The sequence below is a fragment of the Dysgonomonas sp. BGC7 genome, from assembly GCF_001261735.1.
Lineage (GTDB): Bacteria > Bacteroidota > Bacteroidia > Bacteroidales > Dysgonomonadaceae > Dysgonomonas.
In genome coordinates this window covers 31,234-54,515 of sequence record NZ_CVRP01000008.1, presented here as the reverse complement: position 1 = coordinate 54,515, position 23,282 = coordinate 31,234, and the positions used below count along the sequence as shown (strand labels likewise).

The 23,282-nt window shown below is 39.0% G+C and carries 14 protein-coding genes; 9 read left to right on the top strand and 5 right to left on the bottom strand.

The features are described from left to right. The first annotated feature begins 17 nt into the window (after window positions 1–17). The 9 genes from BGC7_RS08310 to BGC7_RS08270 all read left to right on the top strand — a co-directional run bounded on the left by BGC7_RS08310 (window position 18) and on the right by BGC7_RS08270 (window position 14,075). Window positions 18–1,505 (top strand): RagB/SusD family nutrient uptake outer membrane protein, encoded by a 1,488-nt coding sequence (locus tag BGC7_RS08310; RefSeq protein ID WP_050701123.1) that lies wholly within the window; start codon window positions 18–20, stop codon window positions 1,503–1,505. 12 nt (window positions 1,506–1,517) lie between these two features. Then, a complete protein-coding gene (locus BGC7_RS08305) occupies window positions 1,518–2,987 on the top strand; it encodes a SusE domain-containing protein (RefSeq protein WP_050701122.1) in 1,470 nt (489 codons plus the stop codon). 74 nt (window positions 2,988–3,061) lie between these two features. Continuing rightward, window positions 3,062–4,819, top strand: a complete 1,758-nt coding sequence (locus BGC7_RS08300; protein ID WP_050701121.1) for an endo-dextranase — start codon at window positions 3,062–3,064, stop codon at window positions 4,817–4,819. A gap of 27 nt (window positions 4,820–4,846) precedes the next feature. Continuing rightward, entirely contained in the window at window positions 4,847–7,336 is a 2,490-nt protein-coding gene (locus BGC7_RS08295) for a glycoside hydrolase family 31 protein (RefSeq protein WP_050701120.1), read from the top strand. A gap of 112 nt (window positions 7,337–7,448) precedes the next feature. Then, window positions 7,449–9,650: a glycoside hydrolase family 97 protein gene (locus BGC7_RS08290; protein ID WP_050701119.1), complete on the top strand. Its 2,202-nt coding sequence runs from the start codon at window positions 7,449–7,451 to the stop codon at window positions 9,648–9,650. 176 nt (window positions 9,651–9,826) lie between these two features. After that, window positions 9,827–11,083: a carboxypeptidase-like regulatory domain-containing protein gene (locus BGC7_RS08285; protein WP_050701118.1), complete on the top strand. Its 1,257-nt coding sequence runs from the start codon at window positions 9,827–9,829 to the stop codon at window positions 11,081–11,083. A 64-nt stretch (window positions 11,084–11,147) separates the two neighbouring features. Beyond that, window positions 11,148–11,696, top strand: coding sequence for an RNA polymerase sigma-70 factor (locus BGC7_RS08280; protein WP_050701117.1), 549 nt, complete (start codon window positions 11,148–11,150; stop codon window positions 11,694–11,696). Next, window positions 11,693–12,538 (top strand): FecR family protein, encoded by an 846-nt coding sequence (locus tag BGC7_RS08275; RefSeq protein ID WP_050701116.1) that lies wholly within the window; start codon window positions 11,693–11,695, stop codon window positions 12,536–12,538. The genes BGC7_RS08280 and BGC7_RS08275 overlap by 4 nt, the downstream gene beginning before the upstream one ends. Before the next feature lie 7 nt (window positions 12,539–12,545). Further along, complete coding sequence (locus tag BGC7_RS08270; protein ID WP_082206573.1) at window positions 12,546–14,075, top strand: carboxypeptidase-like regulatory domain-containing protein; 1,530 nt, start codon at window positions 12,546–12,548, stop codon at window positions 14,073–14,075. A 53-nt stretch (window positions 14,076–14,128) separates the two neighbouring features. Here the strand turns inward: BGC7_RS08270 and BGC7_RS08265 are convergent, their stop codons facing one another. From BGC7_RS08265 to BGC7_RS08245, 5 genes are all read right to left on the bottom strand, one after another. Beyond that, window positions 14,129–16,504 carry a glycoside hydrolase family 3 N-terminal domain-containing protein gene (locus BGC7_RS08265; protein ID WP_050701114.1) on the bottom strand — a complete coding sequence of 792 codons (2,376 nt, stop codon included), beginning with the start codon at window positions 16,502–16,504 and terminating at the stop codon, window positions 14,129–14,131. A 15-nt stretch (window positions 16,505–16,519) separates the two neighbouring features. After that, the gene (locus tag BGC7_RS08260) at window positions 16,520–18,325 is read right to left on the bottom strand and encodes a glycoside hydrolase family 2 protein (protein WP_050701113.1); all 1,806 of its coding nucleotides are present in this window, start codon (window positions 18,323–18,325) and stop codon (window positions 16,520–16,522) included. 16 nt (window positions 18,326–18,341) lie between these two features. Continuing rightward, window positions 18,342–20,582 carry a beta-glucosidase BglX gene (gene bglX / locus BGC7_RS08255; RefSeq protein ID WP_050701112.1) on the bottom strand — a complete coding sequence of 747 codons (2,241 nt, stop codon included), beginning with the start codon at window positions 20,580–20,582 and terminating at the stop codon, window positions 18,342–18,344. Between the two features lie 62 nt (window positions 20,583–20,644). Continuing rightward, a complete protein-coding gene (locus BGC7_RS08250; protein WP_050701111.1) occupies window positions 20,645–22,063 on the bottom strand; it encodes a hypothetical protein in 1,419 nt (472 codons plus the stop codon). 128 nt (window positions 22,064–22,191) lie between these two features. After that, window positions 22,192–23,256: an endo-1,4-beta-xylanase gene (locus tag BGC7_RS08245; RefSeq protein WP_050701110.1), complete on the bottom strand. Its 1,065-nt coding sequence runs from the start codon at window positions 23,254–23,256 to the stop codon at window positions 22,192–22,194. Window positions 23,257–23,282: the final 26 nt, after the last annotated feature.

Here is a 23,282-nt window from a genome sequence, read left to right as displayed (position 1 = left end):
CCGAAAAAATTATCATTATGAAGAAAATATTATATATAGGATTATTTTCCATAGCTACAATCTTCGGCTCATGTTCAGACTTTCTGGACAAGACTTCTTACGAAGACCCGAGTGCCGAAGTTATAAAAGACGAAGCTGTAGCCATTGCCCTTACCAACGGAGCTTATCAGCCTTTGCAGCGCCCGAAGCTATACAACATGCGTATGTGGACACTCGACATAGTCGCCGGAAACAGCGAAGTAGGAGCCGGAGGTGGTCAGGACGGTATAGAGACAGTACAGTTGGCAAACTTTATAACAGGAACAGACAATGCTGCTGCTCTTGATATATGGCGAGGCCCGAATCCGGGTATTCTTTATTGCAACACGGTATTGGAAAGCGTTCCGGGGCTAAATATATCAGAAAAAATAAAAAACAGATGTATCGGAGAGGCCAAGTTTCTTCGTGCTCACTACTACTTCATCCTCGTACAATTATTCGGAGATGTACCTCTCAGCCTAACTCCTGCCAAACCCGGTGATGATCTAAAACCTGTACGAACAGACAAAAACAGAATATACAACGAAGTCATTATTCCCGACTTGAAAGACGCGATCAGCCTGCTACCTACACGTGAAGAATATGGCGACAACGATAAAGGCAGAGCCTCGAAAGGAGCTGCGGCCGGAATGCTGGCAAAAGTATATCTTACTTTAGGCAAATATAGCGACTGTATAGAAATGTGTAAGCTGGTAGAAAGCTTAGGTTATACCCTTAATAGCGACTACAGTTTGTGTTTCGGAGGAGAAAAAGTTAACAAAAACACAGCCGAATCACTTTTCGAAGTACAGTATCTGGGACTGACAAAAGCAGGCTTTTGGGATGATACAAATCAGGCTTGTTGGTTAAGTACATATATGGGACCACGCGGAACAGGATGGGTAGGTGGAGGTTACGGATGGAACCAACCTACTCAAGAGTTTATAGGTGGGTATGAATATGGTGATTTGCGTAAAGAGAAAACGGTCTTATATGAGGGCTGCCCCCCATTCGATGGAAAAGCTTATAAGAAAACCATGTCGGGCACAGGATACAATGTACGCAAATTTTTAGTACCATTGTCTATATCTCCCGATTATAATACCAATTCGGCTAGCATTGTCGTTCTCAGGTATGCAGATGTATTACTTATGTGGGCAGAAGCTCTTAACGAATTAGGAAGCACCGAAGATGCAGAAGAGCCGCTATATCAAGTACGTAAGAGAGCAGGGCTCACAGATCGTACAGATGTAGAAGGGCTTACCCAAATAGAGATGCGCGACAAAATAAGGCATGAGCGTCGTATAGAACTTGCTTTCGAAGGTCATCGCTGGTTCGATATGATTCGTTGGGAAGGCGGACAATATGCTCTCAATTTTCTCCATTCCATCGGAAAAGTAAATGCTTCGAAGAAACATTTATTATTCCCGATTCCACAAAAAGAGATAGATTCTAATCATAACCTTAGCCAAAATACAGGCTACTAAAAAAGACCAACTATGAATACGATATATAAATTAATATTCGGGCTGCTACTGTCTCTGCCTCTGTTTCTCTCATCTTGTACAGATGAAGACAATATGGAACTCAACAAGGGGAGTGAACCTCTTGCCATAAAAGCAGATAAAAACGAAGTAACTCTGGATGTACTGAATCCTGAGAATAATGCGATCTCATTCGATTGGACAACCGGATCTAATCAGGGAACGAATGCGGCTATAACTTATCTTTTCGAACTGGATATAAAAGGGAACAATTTTGCAGATCCTGTATCTATAGACTTAGGGCGAAACATCTTCTCTCAAACATATAAGATGGAGGAATTTAATAACCTGCTACTAAATACTTTTGGACAAGAGGCCGGGAATAGTGTAGAGTTAGAGGCTCGTGTAACTGCAACCATATATAACGACAATGTAAAACCCGAAATATCAGCCCCTGTAATAATAAAAGTGACAACTTACAAACCTGTATCGAAAGCTTTGTATCTGATAGGAGATGCAACGCCTAACGGATGGAGTGCAGATAATGCAACACCACTGACTAAAGTAACAAGCGCTCCGGGCGGCTTTACATGGACAGGTAAACTAACTCCCGGTAAATTTAAGTTTATCACAACATTGGGAGAATTTACTCCATCATACAACAAAGGTGCAGACAATTCTAAATTGTATTTCCGCGAAAATGGGGATGATCCTTATGATGAACAATTCGAAATTACAGAAGGAGGAAGTTACAAGATAACTCTAAACATTATAACTCTTGCTTTCCATATAGAAAAAGGTGCCGGGCCAGAGTATACCGAACTATGGTTTGTAGGTAATCCTTCGGGATGGAGCTTTAAGGCAATGACAGTAGACGCATTAGATCCATACGTATTTCATTACAATGCAGATCTTTCGGCAGGAGGAGAATTTAAAATAGCGACAAAAGCAGATTTCGATGCAAGCGTAGTATTCCTCAGACCAGCAATTGACAAAACTCCGGCAGGAACAAATCTGGATGTGGTAAAATGGTCTGAGAATGAAAAACCCGGTGGAGAAAATGATTACAAATGGGATATCTCAGGAGGCATATATAAGATTTCTCTGGATACACGCCTCATGAAAATAGATATTGTTCCTTTCACCCCATTCGCGATGATTTACCTTGTGGGAGAAGCTACTCCTAACGGGTGGGATATAGGTAACTCGACCCCGATGACAGCCACCTCCAATCCTCATGTATTTACATGGACAGGAGCATTAAAAACCGGAGAACTGAAGTTTACCTGCGATAAGAAAAGCGACTGGAACGGAGCTTGGTTTACTGCCACCGAAGCCAATAAAGCACCAAGCGATGATGTGCAGCAGATGGTTTTCAGCAATCCGGGAGCAGGCCTTGACAATAAATGGAAAATAGAGACCGCAGGAACATATAGTATCGAACTGGATCAATTAAAAGAAACTGTTATAATAAAAAAAATATAAAATAACTTCTGTACCCTGAATGGGGAATTGATTTTCCTGATTCAGGATAATATGCAGAGATAAAAGAATGTATCATGAGAAAAATATATAACTTCTTCATAATAGGGCTGTGCCTGTTTTTACTCTCATCCTGTGAAGACTATTATGACACAAAAAAAGATCCCGTTACATACGGAGACACATACCTGAGTATAGATCTGAATACAGATAAGGCTGTCTATAAACCCGGTGAAACCGTATCTTTTTCCCTAAAGAATAAGCCGGGTAGCAATCCCAAAGTCCGTTATTCACACTTAGGACAGGTATTGAAAGAAGAAAATCTTGGCGGAACATCATGGAGCTGGACAACACCAAATGAAGACTATAAAGGTTATTTGATAGACATTTATGAAATAGTAGACGGGAAAGAAAAAATCTATCATAGTATCGCTGTCGATGTATCTTCTGATTGGAAGAAGTTTCCCCGCTACGGATTCCTTTCTTCATACGGAAAAATGACAGATGCGCAAATGGCAAAAAACATTGATGTAATGAATCGTTATCATATAAATGGGGTTCAATTCTACGACTGGATGTACGATCATCAAAGACCGCTGGCAGGCACAGCAGACAATCCTCTCGCTTCATGGCCTGACCTTATTGGCAGAACCAATTATCTGAGCACAGTAAAAGGATATATAGACGCAGCTCATAATAAGGGAATGAAAACGATGTTTTATAATCTTGCATTCGGAGCACTTAGCAATGCCTCATCTGATGGAGTAAAAGATGAATGGTATATATATAAAGATGCGAATCATTCCGAGAAAGACAATCATCATCTCGATCCTCCTTTTCGTAGTAGTATCTACCTTACCAATCCGGGCAATAGCGAATGGCAGAACTATCTGGCTCAACGAAACAAAGATGTGTACAGAGTTTTCAACTTCGACGGATACCATATCGACCAACTTGGCAACAGAGGGACAGTATATGATTACAGCGGTAATGTCGTAAAACTCGAAGATACATACAAACCATTCATTACTGCCATGAAGCAGGAAAACCCTGACAAAAGACTTGTAATGAATGCTGTAAGCCAATACGGACAAAATAATATCGGAACTTCTGATGTAGACTTCCTTTATACCGAAGTATGGGACGAAAGTAAGACTTATGAAGATCTTGCTCAGGTTATTCTGAACAATAATACATACAGTAACAACACTAAGAGTACAGTACTAGCCGCATATATGAACTATGCAAAATCGAGTGGCTATGGCTTCGTCAATGCTCCGGGCATATTACTCACCAATGCTGTAATATTTGCTTTTGGAGGAGCTCATCTTGAGGTAGGAGAACATTATCTGGCTAATGAATACTTTCCGAATTCTAATTTACAAATGAAATCGGAGTTAAAAAAGGCACTGATCTCATATTATGATTTTTTGGTAGCTTATCAAAACATATTACGAGATGGAGGTAACCCTTCTGCATTCAATGTACAGTCTAGCGATGGTAAACTTTCTATAAACAACTGGCCTGCCGACAAAGGAAATATAGCTGTTACAGGAAAGACGTTTGCAAACAAAGACGTAATACACCTTATCAATTTCACAAATGCTAATTCTATGGAATGGCGCGATACCAATGGTACACAGCAGGAAGCGTCTCCTATAAACGAAGCAGGAGTAAAAATAGTAGTAACAAAGACTGTTTCTCGTGTATGGGTAGCATCACCTGACATAAACGGAGGTGTAACTCAAACTCTAGATTTTACCCAGACAGGAAATGAATTATCTCTGACTCTACCCCAACTAAAATACTGGGATATGCTGGTTATCGAATATTAGGGTATTAAGAAAAAAGGTAAATAAAAGATGAGAATATATATAATAATATTTTTGCTTATTCCGCTAAGTCTGCTTGCAAACGTAGCTGACAAGAGTAAAGAATGTCTATCCTATACGCAGGATGACAGCAAAATCGTTTTCAATGGCAGCGATGGCAGCAAACTATCATTGGATATAAAAAGTAGTTCGGTTATCAAAGTATGGTTCGACCCTGCGGGGAAATTTTCTCGCAGGAACGAGTCTTTTGCCGTCGTGAATGAGAATCTGGAAGATGTAGGAAAAATAAATGTAGACGAACAGCCTGCATGTTATGAAATATATACTTCCAAACTGCGCATTCGCCTAAACAAAAGCCCGATGCAGTTACAAATATTCGACAAGTGGCAAAAACTGATATTCAGTGACTATAAAGAGATAGGACATACTTCCGATGGCTCAACGAAAAAAGCATATAAGATACTACGCAAAGACGAACAGTTTTTCGGATTGGGGGAAAAGACAGGCCCTCTTAATCGTCGGGGGCGTGAATACAAGATGTGGAACAGCGACAAACCTTGCTACAGTACAACAGAAGACCCTCTATACAAGAGCATCCCGTTTTTTATGAGCAGCTACCGTTATGGTATATTTCTCGACAACACTTATAAAACAGAGTTCAAGTTCGGAACAGAGTCTGACGAATATTATTCTTTCGAAGCTCCGAACGGAGAATTTGTTTACTACTTCATTTTTGGAAAAGATTATAAAGAAATACAGGAACAATATATAGCCTTGACAGGAAAACCTATTATGCCTCCGAAATGGGCATTAGGCTTCTCTCAATGTCGAGGACTTTATACAAAAGAAAGTCAGGCTCTTGAAATCGCAGCCGAGTTTCGCAAGCGTCAGATACCTTGCGATATCATTTATCAGGATATAGGCTGGACACAAGGACTTCAGGATTTCAATTGGAGAAAAGGTAATTATACCAATCCGAAGGCTATGCTATCTAAACTGAAAGAACAAGGATTTAAAATGATTCTTTCGCAAGATCCTGTAATATCGCAAGCTACAAAAGAGCAATGGAAAGAAGCAGATAAGCTAGGTTATTTGGTAAAAGATGTACGCACAGGCAAATCCTATGACATGCCGTGGCCATGGGGCGGAAACTGTGGAGTAGTAGACTTCACGCTACCCGAAGTAGCCGATTGGTGGGGTGCACAGCAACAAAAACCGATAGATGACGGAGCTAGCGGCTTTTGGACAGATATGGGAGAACCGGCATGGAGCAACGAGGAAGACCTCGACAGACTAAATATGCAGCATCATTTGGGAATGCACGATGAGATTCACAACGTTTACGGACTGACATGGGATCGGGTTGTTAAAGAGCAGTTCGAAAAACGGAATCCCAATAAACGTGTATTCCAAATGACGCGTGCTGCCTACGCCGGACTACAACGCTACACTTTTGGGTGGACAGGCGACAGCGGCAATGGTAACGATGTACTCGAAGGTTGGGGGCAACTTCAAAATCAGGTGGCAATAGGTATTTCTGCGGGATTGGGCGGCATTCCTTTCTGGACTACAGATATTTCAGGTTATTGTGGCGACATTACCGACTATCCGGCAATGGCAGAACTATATACCCGCTGGATGCAGTTCGGAGTATTCAATCCTCTCAGTCGTGCTCATCACGAAGGGGATAATGCAGCAGAGCCGTGGATGTTCGGAGACGTTGCTGAGAAAAACAGCAAAGCAGCTATAGAACTGAAATATCAGCTTTTTCCTTACTTGTACACCTATTCGCGAATAGCACACGATAAAGGTCTTCCTATTACCAGAGGCCTGTTTATGGAATACCCTAACGATGAAGAAGCCATAAAGACAGAAGACCAATTTTTATTCGGTGCTGAAATTCTTGTTGCACCCGTACTGAAAAAAGGAGAACGGGTAAAACGCGTGTATCTGCCGGAAGGAGAATGGATAGATTTCAACGATAAAAAGACCGTTTATCTTGGAGGACAAAGAATAGCATACAGAGCGCCTCTGAGTGTAATACCAATTTTCGTAAAGAAAGGCTCTATAGTTCCTCAGATGCCTGTAATGCAATACATCCACGAGCAAAAAGATTATCCGTTGTTTGTACACATATTTCCTAATTACGAGGACGAGAGTGCAACGTTTGAGTTGTATGAAGACCAAGGGGAGAATCTCGATTATCTGAAAGATGTATACTCAAAAACAAAATTCAGTTGTACAACTCTAAACGATGGATATACCTCAGAGATTATTCCAAACGACAAAGGATTTAAACAATCGGAAAAACGGAATATTATTCTAAAATATCATATAGATAATAAACCCACTTCTGTTTCTGTAGACGGAAAAGCCATAAAAGCAGTAGAAGAACAAGCTATAGTAAGCAAACTCAACACAGAGTTCTCTTCTCTCGAATGGTCTTGGAACGATACAACAAAAGAATGCTGGGTAAAAGTTCCTGACAACAGAAAGAATGTGAATATCATTCTCAAATAGTTATCTATATATAGAGCTTTATGAGAAATAGGAACATACAAAAAGTAACAAAAAAATTAGTATAAAATGTGTCACTTTTGTCACTTTTTAGTTAAAAACAAAGAGTAAAAAAATGAAGAATTTGATCCTTATCATGTGTTTAAGTGTTTTATCGACTATGGTAACAGCACAGAATCTGAAATCACCCAATGGTAATCTTTCTATGACCTTTTCGGTCGGAGAAGGAGGTATCCCTACATATAAGTTAGACTATAAAGGAAAAGAGGTTATAAAGCCGAGTAAACTAGGATTGAAGCTTGTAGGTAATACTACAAAGATCGAATTTGGAGCAGAAATGGATATTAAATCAGAGAACAAAGATCCCAAAACATCCTTATACGACAACTTTGACCTGGTCAATTCAAAAGAAATCTCCTTCGACCAAACATGGCAACCCGTATGGGGTGAGACCAAAAATATCCGCAATCATTACAACGAGCTTGCGGTAACCCTCCACCAACAGGGAACAGACAGACTGATGGTTATTCGTTTTCGTTTATTTGATGACGGGCTCGGTTTTCGTTATGAATTTCCACAGCAGAAAAATCTAATTTATTTTGTAATTAAGGAAGAACGTACTCAGTTTGCTATGACAGGAGATCACACTGCATATTGGATTCCGGGCGATTATGATACTCAAGAATATGATTATACTACTTCTCATTTGTCGGAGATAAGAGGATTGATGAAGAGTGCCATTACGCCAAATGCATCGCAAACTCCATTCTCTCCCACAGGAGTGCAAACTTCGCTAATGATGAAAACAAATGAGGGCTTGTACATCAATATACATGAAGCAGCACTCATCAACTATTCGTGCATGCATCTGAATCTGGATGATAAAAACTTCATTTTCGAGTCATGGCTTACACCCGATGCAAACGGGAACAAAGGAAATATGCAAGCTCCATGCAATACTCCATGGCGAACCGTAATAGTAAGTGACGATGCTCGTGATATATTAGCTTCCAACATTACACTCAACTTGAACGATCCTTGCAAGATAGAAGATACATCATGGATCAAGCCGACTAAATATGTTGGCGTATGGTGGGAAATGATTACCGGAAAAAGCGAATGGTCATATACTTACGATCTACCTAGTGTGCAACTCGATGTAACGGACTACACAAAAGTAAAACCACATGGGCGCCATGGTGCAACTACCGAAAACGTAAAACGGTATATAGACTTTGCGTCAAAGCATGGTTTTGATGGTGTGCTTGTCGAAGGATGGAATATCGGTTGGGAAGATTGGTTCGGAAATTCGAAAGACTATGTATTCGACTTTCTTACGCCTTATCCCGATTTCAATGTAAATGAAATACGCGATTATGCAAAGAGCAAAGGAGTGAAAATGATTATGCATCACGAAACGTCTGGTTCGGTACGTAATTACGAAAGGCATTTAGACAAAGCATATCAGTTTATGGTAGACAATGGCTATCCATCGGTAAAAAGTGGTTATGTAGGCAACATGATACCCCGTGGAGAATACCACTATAGCCAATGGCTCAACAACCACTACCAGTATGCTATAGAAAAGGCTGCGGAATATAAGATAATGGTAAATGCGCATGAGGCTACACGCCCGACAGGAATATCACGCACATGGCCTAACCTTATTGCCAACGAATCTGCCCGTGGAACTGAATATCAGGCATTCGGAGGCAGCAAGCCAAATCATGTAACATTATTGCCATTTACCCGCCTTATAGGAGGCCCGATGGATTATACTCCGGGAATATTCGAAATGGATATCGAGAAAATCAATCCGAATAATAAATCACATGTGAATAGTACTTTGGCCAATCAACTGGCTTTATATGTGACCATGTACAGCCCGTTGCAGATGGCTGCTGACTTTCCCGAGCACTACGAACGCTTTATAGATGCTTTCCAATTTATAAAAGATGTGGCAATAGACTGGGATGAAAGTAAATATCTGGAAGCAGAACCCGGAGAATATATTACCATAGCACGTAAAGCCAAAGGTGGAGACAATTGGTTTATAGGAAATGTTGCAGGAGAAAAAGGGTTTGAATCGAATGTTACTTTCGATTTCCTCGATGGGGATAAGCAATATATCGCAACAATATATTCTGACGTAAAAGACGCTCATTATAAAACAAACCCTCAGGCATACGAAATAAGAAAAGTAGTAGTGACCAACAAATCGAAACTAAAACAAAAATCGGCACCGGGAGGAGGTTACGCTATTAGTATAATGCCAGTTACAAACAAAGCTCAGATTAAAGGATTGAAAAAATTATAAGTAGAAGAATCTTTATTTTCAGAAAGATTTCTAACTCTATAAATATAAATACCTCACCTATGAATTGGCGAGGTATTTATATTTATTGTTAAAACGGGAAGAAAGTATAGGGTATTTTGCAGCTAAGCGATCATAATAATAGATAACGTATTTATCAACTTCTTAAGAATATTATTATGAAAGCAATATTAAACAAAACAGGATGCCTGTTGCTTGTTTTTTCTTTATTTGTAAGTGTCTTTTATGTATATGGGCAACAAACAACGGATTACAAGACTGTAAGCGGAACAATAAAAGACGAAAGGACAAAGAAGAAACTAGAATATGCGAGTGTAACCGTTCCGGGGAGTAATATCGGTACCATAGCTAACGCCGATGGAGAATTTTCTATAAAGATAAAGAACTCTTATCACGCCGTTTCCATCGAAGTTTCTCATATTGGTTATTCAACGATCAGGATTCCCATAGGAGCAACTGATATAGAGAATGTAACTGTATTCTTACCTGCAAATACGAATAAACTTAAAGAAGTAGTTGTAGAAATTGCCGATCCCAAAAAGCTCGTAGAAGAAGCTATTCGCAGAATAGGAGATAATTATAGCACCAGTGCCTCTCTTCTGACAGGCTTCTATCGGGAAACAGTAAAAAAGAGACGTAGCTTTATCAATATCTCAGAAGCTGTAGTCGATATATACAAAACATCTTACAATGTAAATAATGTAGATAAAGACCGGGTGCAGGTAACGAAGGGAAGAACGCTTCTTAGCCCTAAACAAGGAGATACACTGATCGTAAAGCTACAGGGAGGCCCTAATCTATCCATATATATAGATATAATAAAGAATCCCGACCTGATACTCAACATAGAGAATCTTCCTCACTATAAATTCAAAATGGAGAAGCCTGTTATGATTGATGAAAAGCTACATTATGTGGTGAGTTTTGTTCCTCAGGTTGTTTTACCCTATCCTCTACATTATGGCACTTTATATATAGATCAGGAAACACTGACCTTCTCAAGGGCTGAGTTTAAACTCAGCATGGACGATCGGAATAAAGCAACACAAGCTATATTAAGAAAGAAACCATTCAATATGCATTTCAAGCCCGAAGAGGTTTCATTTCTTGTATCATACAGAGAAAGAGATGGACGCAGTTATTTACATTATGTACAAAGTGAGGTCCGATTCAAATGCGATTGGAAACGCAGGCTATTCTCTACCGGATATACAGTGGTATCAGAGATGGTTGTAACAGATAGTAAAATTCAAAATGTATCTACCATTCCTAATAAATTAGTATTTAAAGCCACTCAAATATTATCAGACAAAGTAGGTGACTTTTATGATGAAAACTTTTGGGAAGGATATAACATCATCCCTCCAACAGAATCATTGGAATCAGCAATAGACAAACTAAAAAAGCAACGATAGCCGGATTGATAAAAACTTTTTATACATTTGAATCATACTTATTTACATTCTATATCCTGCTTTTATGTTGAATGAAATACTAATAGCAAAAGAAATAAAGAATGGGAATGTCAATACCTTCGAAAAATTATTCCGAGAACATTATTTCGTTCTGCACCTCTATGCTGTTAGCATTACAAAACAGACTGAGATAGCTGAAGAAATAGTACAGGATGTATTCTATATCCTATGGCGCGATCGTGAATCGCTGGGAATATTCAAATCTATAAAAAGTTATCTATATGTATCTGTGCGCAACCGATGCTTTCAACATATTGAACATAGGAATGTCCGCCTACGTCACGAAGAAAGTATAATAAACGAAAAAGAAGAGCCTTTTCTAAATCCCTCGGAGCAAATTGAATATGAGGAATTAGCCGCAATAATAAATAAAGCTCTCGAAAAAATGCCTAAACGGAGACAGCAAATATTTGAGATGCACCGCTTCGATGGAATGAAATATACAGAAATAGCCAACTCTTTTTCTATCTCGATAAAAACAGTAGAAGCAGAAATAACAAAAGCTCTAAAAACATTACGAAAAGAAGTAGAGTATTATAAATACAGATTATGATTTCGAAAAACAAAATAGAAAAACAAACAGATAACGCCTGGCTCTCTCTTCATAGCCGTCTGAAACAAGACAGCTTGTTACCGGACGAAAAAGTACAGAAAAAGAGACTTCCTTATTCTCTAAAATGGGTTGCTGCTATTGCCGTACTTTGTATTCTTTGTTCAGGATTATACATAGCCTTAAGTAAAGAAAACAGAGACGAAGAAATGTTGGCATTACAAAATTATGAAGAGACAGGGATAATAGTAAAAACGCTGAATGATGGCTCTATCGTCTACTTAAACACCGAAACTTCATTGAAATATCCGAAATCGTTTGAAGGAGATAAGCGTCAAATATATTTACAAGGCGATGCTTATTTCGACATTGCACGAAATCCCGAGCAGCCTTTTATTATAGAAACAGAATCTGTCCGAATAGAAGTATTAGGAACAGCTTTTAATGTTAATTGCACTAATAAAGACATTTTCTCTTTATCAGTACAGCATGGATTAGTATCGGTCACTATAAAAAGCAGTAATAAAAGTTTCAGAATAAAAAAAGGAGAAACAGCAGAAATAAGTAAAGGGCAGTTATCCGTTTCCCCGACAGAAAATCCATACATCTTCAATAAATATATGGGGCAAATGCACTTTAAAGAAGAGCGGCTTACTGATATAGTGAAAGTTATAAATCTGAATATAAAGGGAGAAAAGAGAATTGAAATAAGTCCTGAAATAGAAAACAGACTATTGACTGTAACTTTTGACAAAGAACCGACAACTGTGATAGCACAATTAATCTGTGTAGCGCTCAACCTACAGTACAAAGAAGAAGGAAATATCATTATGATCTCAAAATAAGAAACGAATGTATAAAACGATTCTGACAACCATTTGTCTATTTACCAATTTGCTATTATCTACAATAGTAAAAGCAGACAATGGGGAATTGGATCGTAAAATTAAATTGCCCCGAAAGAAAGAAAATATATACAAACTATTAAAAGACGTATCAGATAAAACAGGCTTTCTGTTTATATATGACAGTGAGGTAATTGACAACAATAAGCCTGCAAGCATAAGTAAAGGAGAATACACTATAAGAGAGGCAATATATACAATAACAGGAAACAAAAATATAAGATTGTCCATTATAGAAAATTACATTCTCATCTCTTCACCAAGAGAGGAAAAGCAAGAAACATCATCAGAATCAGCTCCCCCGAAGGAAGAAATATTTACAGTCCATGGACAGCTTTACGACAAACTTTCGGGCACACCCATACCCTATGCAGCAGTAGGAATAACAGATCATCCTATTGGTACAATAACGAATCAGGACGGCGAATTCAAGCTAGTTTTACCCGATTCGTTGTTATCATCATCAATACGATTCTCACATGTCGGCTATCAGAGCGGAAATGTTAAAACATTTCTATTAGCAGACAAATACATGGCTTTTTCGCTGGAGCCTAAAATCGTTCCTCTTCAAGAAGTAGTTGTACGTGCTATCACCCCAAAAGATATACTGGCAGAAATGCTGGAGAAAAGAGAACAAAATTATGCAGCAGCTCCCGTCTACTCTACAGCTTTTTACAGGGAGGGTGTCCGGGTTAGAAATAAAGATATAGACTTAACAGAGGCAGTACTCAAAATATATAAGACGGGATATAATGATAATTCAGACAATTATCAGGTAAAGTTATTAAAGAAAAGGCAGATAAACGACAGAAGACATGAAGAGCTGATTATTGCTAAAATGAGATCTGGAATATACTCATGCTTGCAACTGGATATAGTGAAAACTATTCCCGATTTTCTGGCAAACAACAAAGATCAGTTATATGATTATACTTATACAAACATGACAGTAATAGACGGGCGAAAAGTATATATCATTTCATTCGAGCAGAAACCAAATATAAAAGAAGCTCTTTTTAAGGGAGATCTGTATATTGACACAGAGAACCATGCATTGTTACAGGCTGAATTTGAGGTACATCCGGATTACATAAAGAAAGTAGCGGGGGCTTTAATTGAGAAAAAGAGCAAATCACTTGATCTCACACCTAAACAAGCCCGTTATTTACTTACATATAAGGAGCTGGATGGTGTATATTATATAAATCATATAAGAATAGACCTTAATTTCAGGGTTAAAGAAAAAAGAAGGTTATTCAGTTCTTCATTAGATGTATGGTGCGAAATGGTCAACTGTATGACAGAAGTAGAAAACGTTCTTCCTATCCCAAAAGAAGATAGAGTCGCAGTGAATAAAATTTTCTCAGATGCTAGATTCGAATACGATAAAGACTTCTGGGGTAGTTTTAATATTATTGTACAGGAAGATAAATTAAGAGAGTCTGTTTTACAAATCTTAGAGAAACAAAGCAGATAGAATAAAAAAGGTTGTGTGCCTTGAGAGGTCACACAACCTTTTAATTGTTTTATTTAAAGAGGATTTATCACCTCAAAAGTACCTTTCAATAGTATATTTTCAGAGGAAGCACCTACCATAACCGAGAAGGTTCCGGGCTCTACAACAAAGTCATTATGCTTATTCCACAAACCTAAGTCCTGAGGAGTAAGAGTAAAATGAACCGTTTTTTCTTCTCCGGGTTTCAGGTGTATACGTTCAAAGCCTCTCAATACTTTTTCATAGGTAGTAACAGAGCTATGATTATCTCTGATATATAACTGAACAATTTCATCTCCTTCTTTGGAACCTGTATTCCTTACATTACAACTCAGTGTAATATTATGATGAGTTCCTATCTGAGGTTTATCTATATTCAGACCACTATATTCGAATGTTGTATAACTTAACCCATAGCCAAAAGGGTATAATGCTCCGTCCACACGAACTTTTCCTTTCGAGTCGGCAGCAGGTTTAAACGGAAAAGCATAAGGGATCTGCCCTACCGACTTGGGAAATGTAACGGCAAGTTTTCCTCCGGGATTATAATCACCAAAGAGAGTCTGAGCTACAGCATTGCCCATAAATTCGCCGGGAAACCACCCATGTATAATTGCCGGAATATATTTTGCTGCCCAGTTTATTGTTGCTGCACGCCCGTCTATGAGAAGAAGCACCACAGGTTTTCCTGTTGCATATACAGCTTTCAGCAGTTGTTCCTGACGGCCTATCAGATTTAGTTCTGATCGGGAGAACTCTTCCCTCACCGTTCTTTCATTACCTCCTAATACTACGATAGCAACCTCAGATGTCTGTGCCAAAGCAACAGCTTCATCAATCATTTTCTGCTCCTCCTGATCGAGAGAGATATCATATAGCTCACTTTCAGGAAAATTCTTATCTATAATGTTACAGCCTTTCGCATATCTCACTTCCGCTTTTGGCAAGTATTCTTTGATACCTTTATATACACTCTTGATGGGAGCATTTGCCGGACCATATCTGCATATAAGTTCTTCAACTTCATCTGCGTTAGGGCCTATAACAGCGATCTTTTTCAGATCTTTGGAAAGTGGTAGTGTATTACTTTCATTCTTTAGCAATACCATAGACTCTAATGCAGCCTGCAAAGAAAGATTCTGATGCTCTTTACTGTGTACTATTTTATCTACGGTTTTCGTATCACCTTTATATGGATTATCGAATAATCCCATAATAAACTTCACTCGTAATACTTCTCCTACACGTTTATCTATTGTCTCCATAGAAACAAGTCCCTCATCAATAGCCTGACGAAGAGGTAGAATAAAGTCTTTGGGAGGAGTGAAATGCGTACGAACATTCATACCGGCAGTGATGGCAAGAGCAGCAGCTTCTTTCTGATCTTTCACCACTTTGTGCTTGCTATGGAGAAATTCTACTGCCTCACTGTCTGATACAACATAACCCTTGAATCCCCATTGCTGGCGAAGTATTTCGGTTAGAAAATGATAGCTTCCGGTTATCGGCTCTCCATCGTAGTCATTATAGGAGCTCATCACCCCCAAAGCTCCTGCTTCCTGAAAAGCCTGACGAAAGGGTTCTAACAATAAAGTTCTCATTTCGCGTGGAGCAACATGAGGATCGGTACGTGTACCCTCATCCCTTCCCCCAACAGGAATACTATACACTGCAAAATGCTTGGGCGTGGCAACAAGTCCGTGCGACTGTAAGCCCTCTATCATCTGTTTTCCCAATGTCCCAGTCAGATAAGGATCTTCACTGTAGCATTCAACAACACGCCCCCAACGAGGATCTCGTGAGACATCCAGAATAGGTGAATAAATATTGGTATATCCTAAAGCTATTGCTTCTTTAGCTGTGACATCCGCAATTTGACGTATAAGAGATGGATTCCATGTAGCTCCCTGTCCGCATTGGGCAGGAAACATAGTTGCTTTGGTATGACACAGCCCCCGAATACCTTCGTTGGTATAATCTACAGGAATACCCAAACGAGTTTCTTCGACAAACCATCGCTGAATGGCATGTCTGTTTTCTATACTTTTGGCATAAGGAAAAGAGAGTTGCTCTCCTAATTTACCTATTCCATTGGCTTGCTCATCAATGTTGGCAATACCATCTTTCCATACTTCATTTTTCCATGCAGCAGTAGGTTCCATATCCTGAAGCACACGCCCCGATCCGTAGAGCGTAGCAAGCTGACATGTTTTTTCTTCTACTGACATCTGAGACAGAAGGTTTACAACCCGATCGTCTATATTTGCCGAAGGATCTTCGTAAACGTCTTTTACTCCGTTCTTATTGAAATCAATCCAACCATTCTTGTAAATCGCATTCGTTTTCTGAGCCAGAACAGGGGCTACAGAAATACAACAGAGAACAAAAAAGGATAATAAGTTTCTTGTCATTTAGCTTACTGTTTTTTATTTATATTCTGTTTTTTTCTTGTTATAGTAGTTTTGCATCACAAAGAAAGCCTTTTTCTTTATTCCCCAACTTGAAACGAGACCTTTTCGGTTAAAAAAGTCCTGCACATCGGGTAACTGACGACGTGGTGAACGAAAATCAACTAAGATCCAAGGAGATAAGCCTGATAGTCCATCTATTTTATCTAACATCTCAAGGTTGCGAATATATAATTCTTCCTGATATTCTTCTGTCCATCGTTCGGTTTTGTCTCCGTGCAAACCTTGTAATGCACTACCTCCAAATTCGCTGATAATAACAGGTTTGTTGTAAGGAATCTCCCACTTCATTAATCGTGCAGCCTCATTAGAAGCTCTATACCAGCCTATATACTGATTAAAACTGATAACATCTACATATTCGTTCATGTTGTCATCCAGCTTATTAAGGTTATCAGGAGCCTTAGTTACTTCCATAGCCATACTTATAAGACGAGTATTGTCCTGCTGACGAGCATATTGGGATAGGTCGCGAAGAAATCTGTCACGTGCATCGCTATGAGGAGTCTCATTTGCAATAGACCAGATCACAACAGCACAGCGGTTCTTATCTCTATAGATCATATCATACAACTGGTTCTGAGCATTCCGGTATGTATCAGGATTATCCCACGAAATAGTCCAATAAACAGGAATTTCAGACCAAACCATCAAACCTAATTTTTCTGCCTCACGCACCATTATTTCGTTGTGAGGGTAATGTGCAAGACGAACATAGTTGCAGCCCATCTCTTTTGCCCATGTAAGAAGTGTTACGGCATCTTCTTTCGACCATGCCCGTCCTCGTTCGTACGGAGCCTCTTCATGAATACTTATCCCTCTGAGAAATACCTTTTTTCCATTCAGCAATATTTCTTTACCCTTTGTCTCTATTATTCTAAAACCAATCTGATCGTTTATCTTCTCATCATTTTTGCTGATTATAACATCATACAGCTTTGGATTTTCCGGAGACCAAAAAACAGGTTTTACTTTTGTTTCAAAGGTGACTTTGCCTTCTGTATCTGTTGTCAGTTGCAGCCTGAGTTTAAGTTCCGGAACCTGTATAGAAATATTTTGACCGGCTGAAGCTGTGTTTAACTTTACCCAACCTGAAATAAGGCCTTGCTCATCTTTTTTCAGTTGTATAGAATAATCCTCAATATAGGTATCGGGAACCTGAGCTATCATCACATCACGAGTAATCCCCCCATAGTTCCACCAATCCATATTCACAGTAGGTACATTATCTTTAGCTCTCTTATTGTCAACTTTAACAACTACGAAGTTCTTGCCGTCCTTAACAACATCAGTTACATCAAAATTGAAAGGAGTATAACCTCCAATATGCGCACCTACAAGCTTACCATTTACATATACTTTAGCATCGTAATTTACAGCCCCAAAATACAGGATATCTCTATTCCCTGATTTTTTGGTATAGAGAAAGTCTTTCTTAAACCAGACTGTTCCCTCGTAGACAAATAAGTTAGGATCGCGCATGTTCCAGTCGCCCGGAATATTCATTATGGGAGATGTATCAAGATTGTATTCTACAAGATCGGAAGGACTAGCTGCTTTCTTATTTTCAAAAAAGCCATTTTCTTTAAATGGCTTAAGCCTGTAGTCATAATAGCCATTTTCGAGAGGATCTATTACATAATTCCACTTCCCGTTAAGACTCATATATGTTCTTGCATATATATTCGAAACTAAAGGTATTTCTTTTGCACAAAGGCTACTAAATATAAACAAGGATATTAACCCTGTCAGTATTTTCTTCATTATAATTATATTTTATTCAATTTACAACAAAACTACTTTTCAATAAATCGACACTATTACCTCCGATCATTATTTCAAACTTACCGGGCTCTACAACTTTTTCCATTTGCGTATTCCAAAATGCTAATTTCTCTATTGGTAATTCGAAGATCACTTTTTTCTGCTCTCCCGGCTTTAGAATTATACGTTTAAATCCTTTAAGTTCTTTGACTAGAGGCGATGCAGATGCTGCCACGTCGGCAGTATAAAGCTGTACGACTTCACATCCTTCATGGCTACCTGTATTTTTTAGAATTACACTCACTTGTAGAGTTTCATCTTTGGTTAGTGTATATTTTGACAAAACCAGATCTGAATATTCGAAAGTAGTATATGACAGACCGTATCCGAAATCAAACAACGCATCAAAACCCGCATCGAGGTAATATGATGTATTTCCGAGCGAAGATTGTTTTGCCTCTAATGGTATATCATTTAATAGGACTTCATTTTTCTTTGCCGGACGTCCTATTCTTTCATAATTGTAATAGAGAGGAATTTGTCCTACATAGCGGGGAAATGTTACCGGGAGTTTACCGCTAGGATATGACTTTCCGAAAAGAACATCGGCAATGGCAGGGCCTCCCATCGTTCCGGGATGCCACGCATATAAGACAGCCGAAGATTGTGCCATTTCTTTTGCTATAGTAAGCGGACGCCCCGCCATCACAATAGTTATTATTGGCTTACCAGCCTTGCTCAACTCTTCCAATAATTCGGACTGAACTCCTACTAAATCAAGGTCTGCCAAAGAATGAGCTTCGCCAGACAGGATGGATTCTTCTCCGACAAATAGTAAGACAACATCGGATTGTTTAGCAGCCTCAATGGCTTGAGCAAAACGAGACTTATCCCTATCTCTACTGAAAGCAAGAGTCTGTTCGTAAATGAAATTTACATTTTCACCAAATTGCTTTTTCAATGCATTCAATGGAGTTTGTGTATGCTCTTTCTCTCCATCGAAACACCATGTACCCATTTGATCGTGAGGGGCATCTGCCAAAGGACCTATAATAGCGACATTCTTCACTTTATTCCCCAATGGCAGAATATTATTCTGATTTTTCAGTAACACAAATGATTCTTCAGCAGCCTGCTTTGCAGCTCGTAAGTGAGCCTCACTATATACTTTACGCTCCGAAGTAAGATCTGTATATGGTTTCTCGAAAAGACCAAGTCTGTACTTTAATCTAAGAATATTTCTTACAGCATTATCAATCGTTTTTTCTGAGACTTTACCCTCTTTCACTAACTGTTCCAAATAATCTGTATAGCATCCTGACACCATTTCCATTTCCATTCCGGCATTAGCAGCTTTAAGGGCTGCATTTTTACGATCATCACAAAAGCCCTGAGTAACCATAATACTCACTGATGCCCAATCCGAAACTACAACCCCATCGAACTTCCATTCGTCTCTCAACAGATCGGTAAGTAAAAATTTACTCGCACTGGGAGGAACGCCATCATTAGCATTGAATGAGGTCATAATAGTAGCACAACCCGTTTCTTTTATAGAGCGCTCGAAGGGAGGTAGGTAGATATTTCTCAACTGTCGTTCGGGAATATTTGATATATTATAATCACGTCCCCCTTCCACAGCCCCATAGCCAATAAAATGTTTGGCACAGGCAGCAATAGACGAAGGTTGTGATAAATCTTCTCCCTGAAACCCTCTTACCATAGCAATCGCCATCTCCTCTGACAAATAAGTATCTTCCCCAAAGCTTTCGGCAATGCGTCCCCAACGGGGATCGCGCGAGATATCCATCATGGGAGCGAATGTCCAGCGAACACCATTTTCTGAGGCTTCAACGGCAGCTATACGAGCCCCCGTTTCTACTATCTCAGGGTTGAAAGATGCTGCTTGACCTAAAGGGATGGGGAAGATAGTTTTGAAGCCATGAATTACATCACGCGCAAAAACAACAGGAATCCCAAGAGAAGATTCTTCCACAGCTATTTTTTGCAACTGATTTAAAAGAACCGGATCTTCGGCATTAAGAATAGAACCCACCTCTCCATTCCGAATCTGCTTGTAGAGCTTTTCGTCGGGTTTTCGGGCATTGACCTGATTCATCTGCCCTATTTTCTGGCGTAGAGTCATCCGCGAAAGTATTTCTTCAATCCGGTTCTCTGTATTGTGCTGCGCAGACAGATAACCAAACATTGCGCAAAACACGAATAAACATAAAGTTTTCAAACCTAATTTTCTCATAATTATATTTTAAAAATGCGTCTATAATTATTGTCCCAAAGCCTATACTTATATCATTTCTGTTATTTCTTATCGAAGTATTTAATCAAATGATAGGTTTGTACATTTACTTCTTTCATCTGATCGAGCAAAGGAGTGTACGGGTTGAAATACCGATCGACAACACCCTTATTGGAATCCCTATTTGAAGGATCGGTAGTGAGATCGTCAGGATCATTGTCCATGTACTTAAACCAATGCCATCCTACACAATTTTTGTTCTGCAAAAGACCTATTGTAAAATTCTGATAAAAGAGCCCTCTATCGTGCTGTGTATGTACTAGCCATCCGGCACCGGTGTTGTTAGGCAAACCCGAATCTTCAGCTTTTGTATACCATTCTGTGATAAGAAATGGCTTATCTGCCCATTCTCCCCACTTATTTAAGCATTCCTGATCGGGTTCCCACTTACGATAATGATTTATGGATACGATGTCCATGTATTTACCTGCAACTTTAAATATTTCAGGATTAGTAAGCTCCTGTTTGTTCTTATCCTGATTGAAGCGACAGCCCAAATACATATGATTAGGATCTGCCTGACGAAGAGCGTGAGTAACTTTTTGCATGTATGTATCGAAGTAGAAGGCAGTAAACGCAGCCCTGTCCGCATCTGTTATTTCATTTACAGAGATATCTTTTCCTTTACGTTCTCGCAACCACTTTTTAGCAGTAATATGACCTTGCTCTTTTTCTCCCAGTTTCAATAAATGCCTGTCTAAAGCATCGAATACCCAAGGCAGTTCATTGTCCGTAAAATAGCCTAACAGATACTTGTCGTCTTTGTATTTAGCTATTGGCTCGATAGCCTCTTTTACATATTTGTCGAATTCTTTGTCAAACACCATAGCTAGATCGAAACGATATCCCTGCCATCCGGCTTCTTCATATTTTCCTCCAAATTTTTTCAAGTGATCTTTCTTGTATGCGCCCATAGGTGACACTATTATGGTGTAAACCAAAGGCTGATCCATATCCCGTACTGCATCTACATTTGTCCAAGCTCCTGTTCCATTAAAGCCATAGTCCTTCAACATCTTACTTTCCGTATCTGCCCAATGGGCTATACTCCCATACTTCTTATCAAAGACTTCTTTCTGTTTTTCCGATTTACCCGGATTGAAAGCGACCACAGCTCTGTGTATATAAGGGTATCCATCGGGATCGATAATCCACCAGCGATCGTCAACTTTTTCGGTACGGAAAAAACCGGTTGCATCTTTTTTCCAATCTTTCCATCCGCCATAAACTGATATTGCAGGCTCTTTCTCTATCGAGATAGATAGCAACCTGTCTACTGTCTTTACTTCATATTTTGCCCATACTGTATCTTTATTATCCTTACGGGATTCTACAAAAAGCGGCTCGTTTTTCTTTATTGACTGGCTACACGCCAATAAAAAGATAGGTATTAGAAAAAAAATACTCGATAAATATCTCATAATCATTTATATATTTTATGTACAAAAGAATCCGTATCCAAAGAATAGGTCTTTAGAAAATTTCCCTGTCATTAATGAATGAAAAGTCAGCCCCTGAAAATAAGGTCGGGGCTGCCCATTATTATTTACTATTTATAGAATCCTTGCAAAAACCCATCATAAGCAGGTTTTCTTTCAAATTTACTATTAAAGACTAATGCCCAATCAGGATTGGAACTAAGCCATGAGCTGGGATCGTGCACCCCCCACATAGTAATGCCGAATCGTTGATTTGCAGGAATATCATTCATTGCTTTAGCTACCATCCGATAGCTTTCTTTCTGCTTTAGTGCAAGTTCGTCGGTAAATGTCGCATCTGCTTTTTTATCAGGATTGACTGCAATATCAAGCTCCGATACATGCACTTTCAATTTGGTAACCGCTGCAGCTACAACTGCATAGCGAAGATCCTCAACAGAACGGTTTATGTTTGTATGCATTTGTAACCCAATACCATGTATAGGCACTCCTTTCTTAGCTAGGCTATCTGCCAGATGATTTACCGTATATCTGCGTACATGGCTATATTCGTGTCCGTATTCGTTGTAGAATAAAACTGCATTGGGATCTGCCTCATGCGCATAACGAAAAGCCAGTTCGATGTACTCGGGTCCTATTTTCTGAAGCCATATACAGTCTCGCAAAGTTCCATTGTCATTAATAATTTCGTTCACAACATCCCATGATGCAACTTTTCCCTTATAGCGCCCCACAACATCCTGAATATATTCTTTCATAATAGTTTTCCAGTCTTCTGCAGATCCGGTAAAATTAGCAACCCAATCGGGTGTGTGCTTATACCATATAAGTGTATGACCATGCACACGGATCTTATTTTCCTGAGCAAAGTTTACGAGATAGTCTGCATCATCAAAATTATATTGTTTACGTCCTTTGCTTATAGTATTCATCTTCATAGCATTCTCACCTGTAACACTACTCATTTCTTTAATTACCGTATTACGATACTCTTGGTTATTTTTCAGTGTATTGATATTTAATGCTGCACCTATAGGATAAGGAGCTTCTCTCAGATTGGCGATATTAACCATAGGAGTTTCGGGAACACTATTGTCCGAGTTGAATTCTTCTTTGTCACAAGCAAAGAGAGTCAACGCAAATAAAAACGATATATAAATAAATATTTTTTTCATAAAATCAATTTTTTGTTTGGTAATGA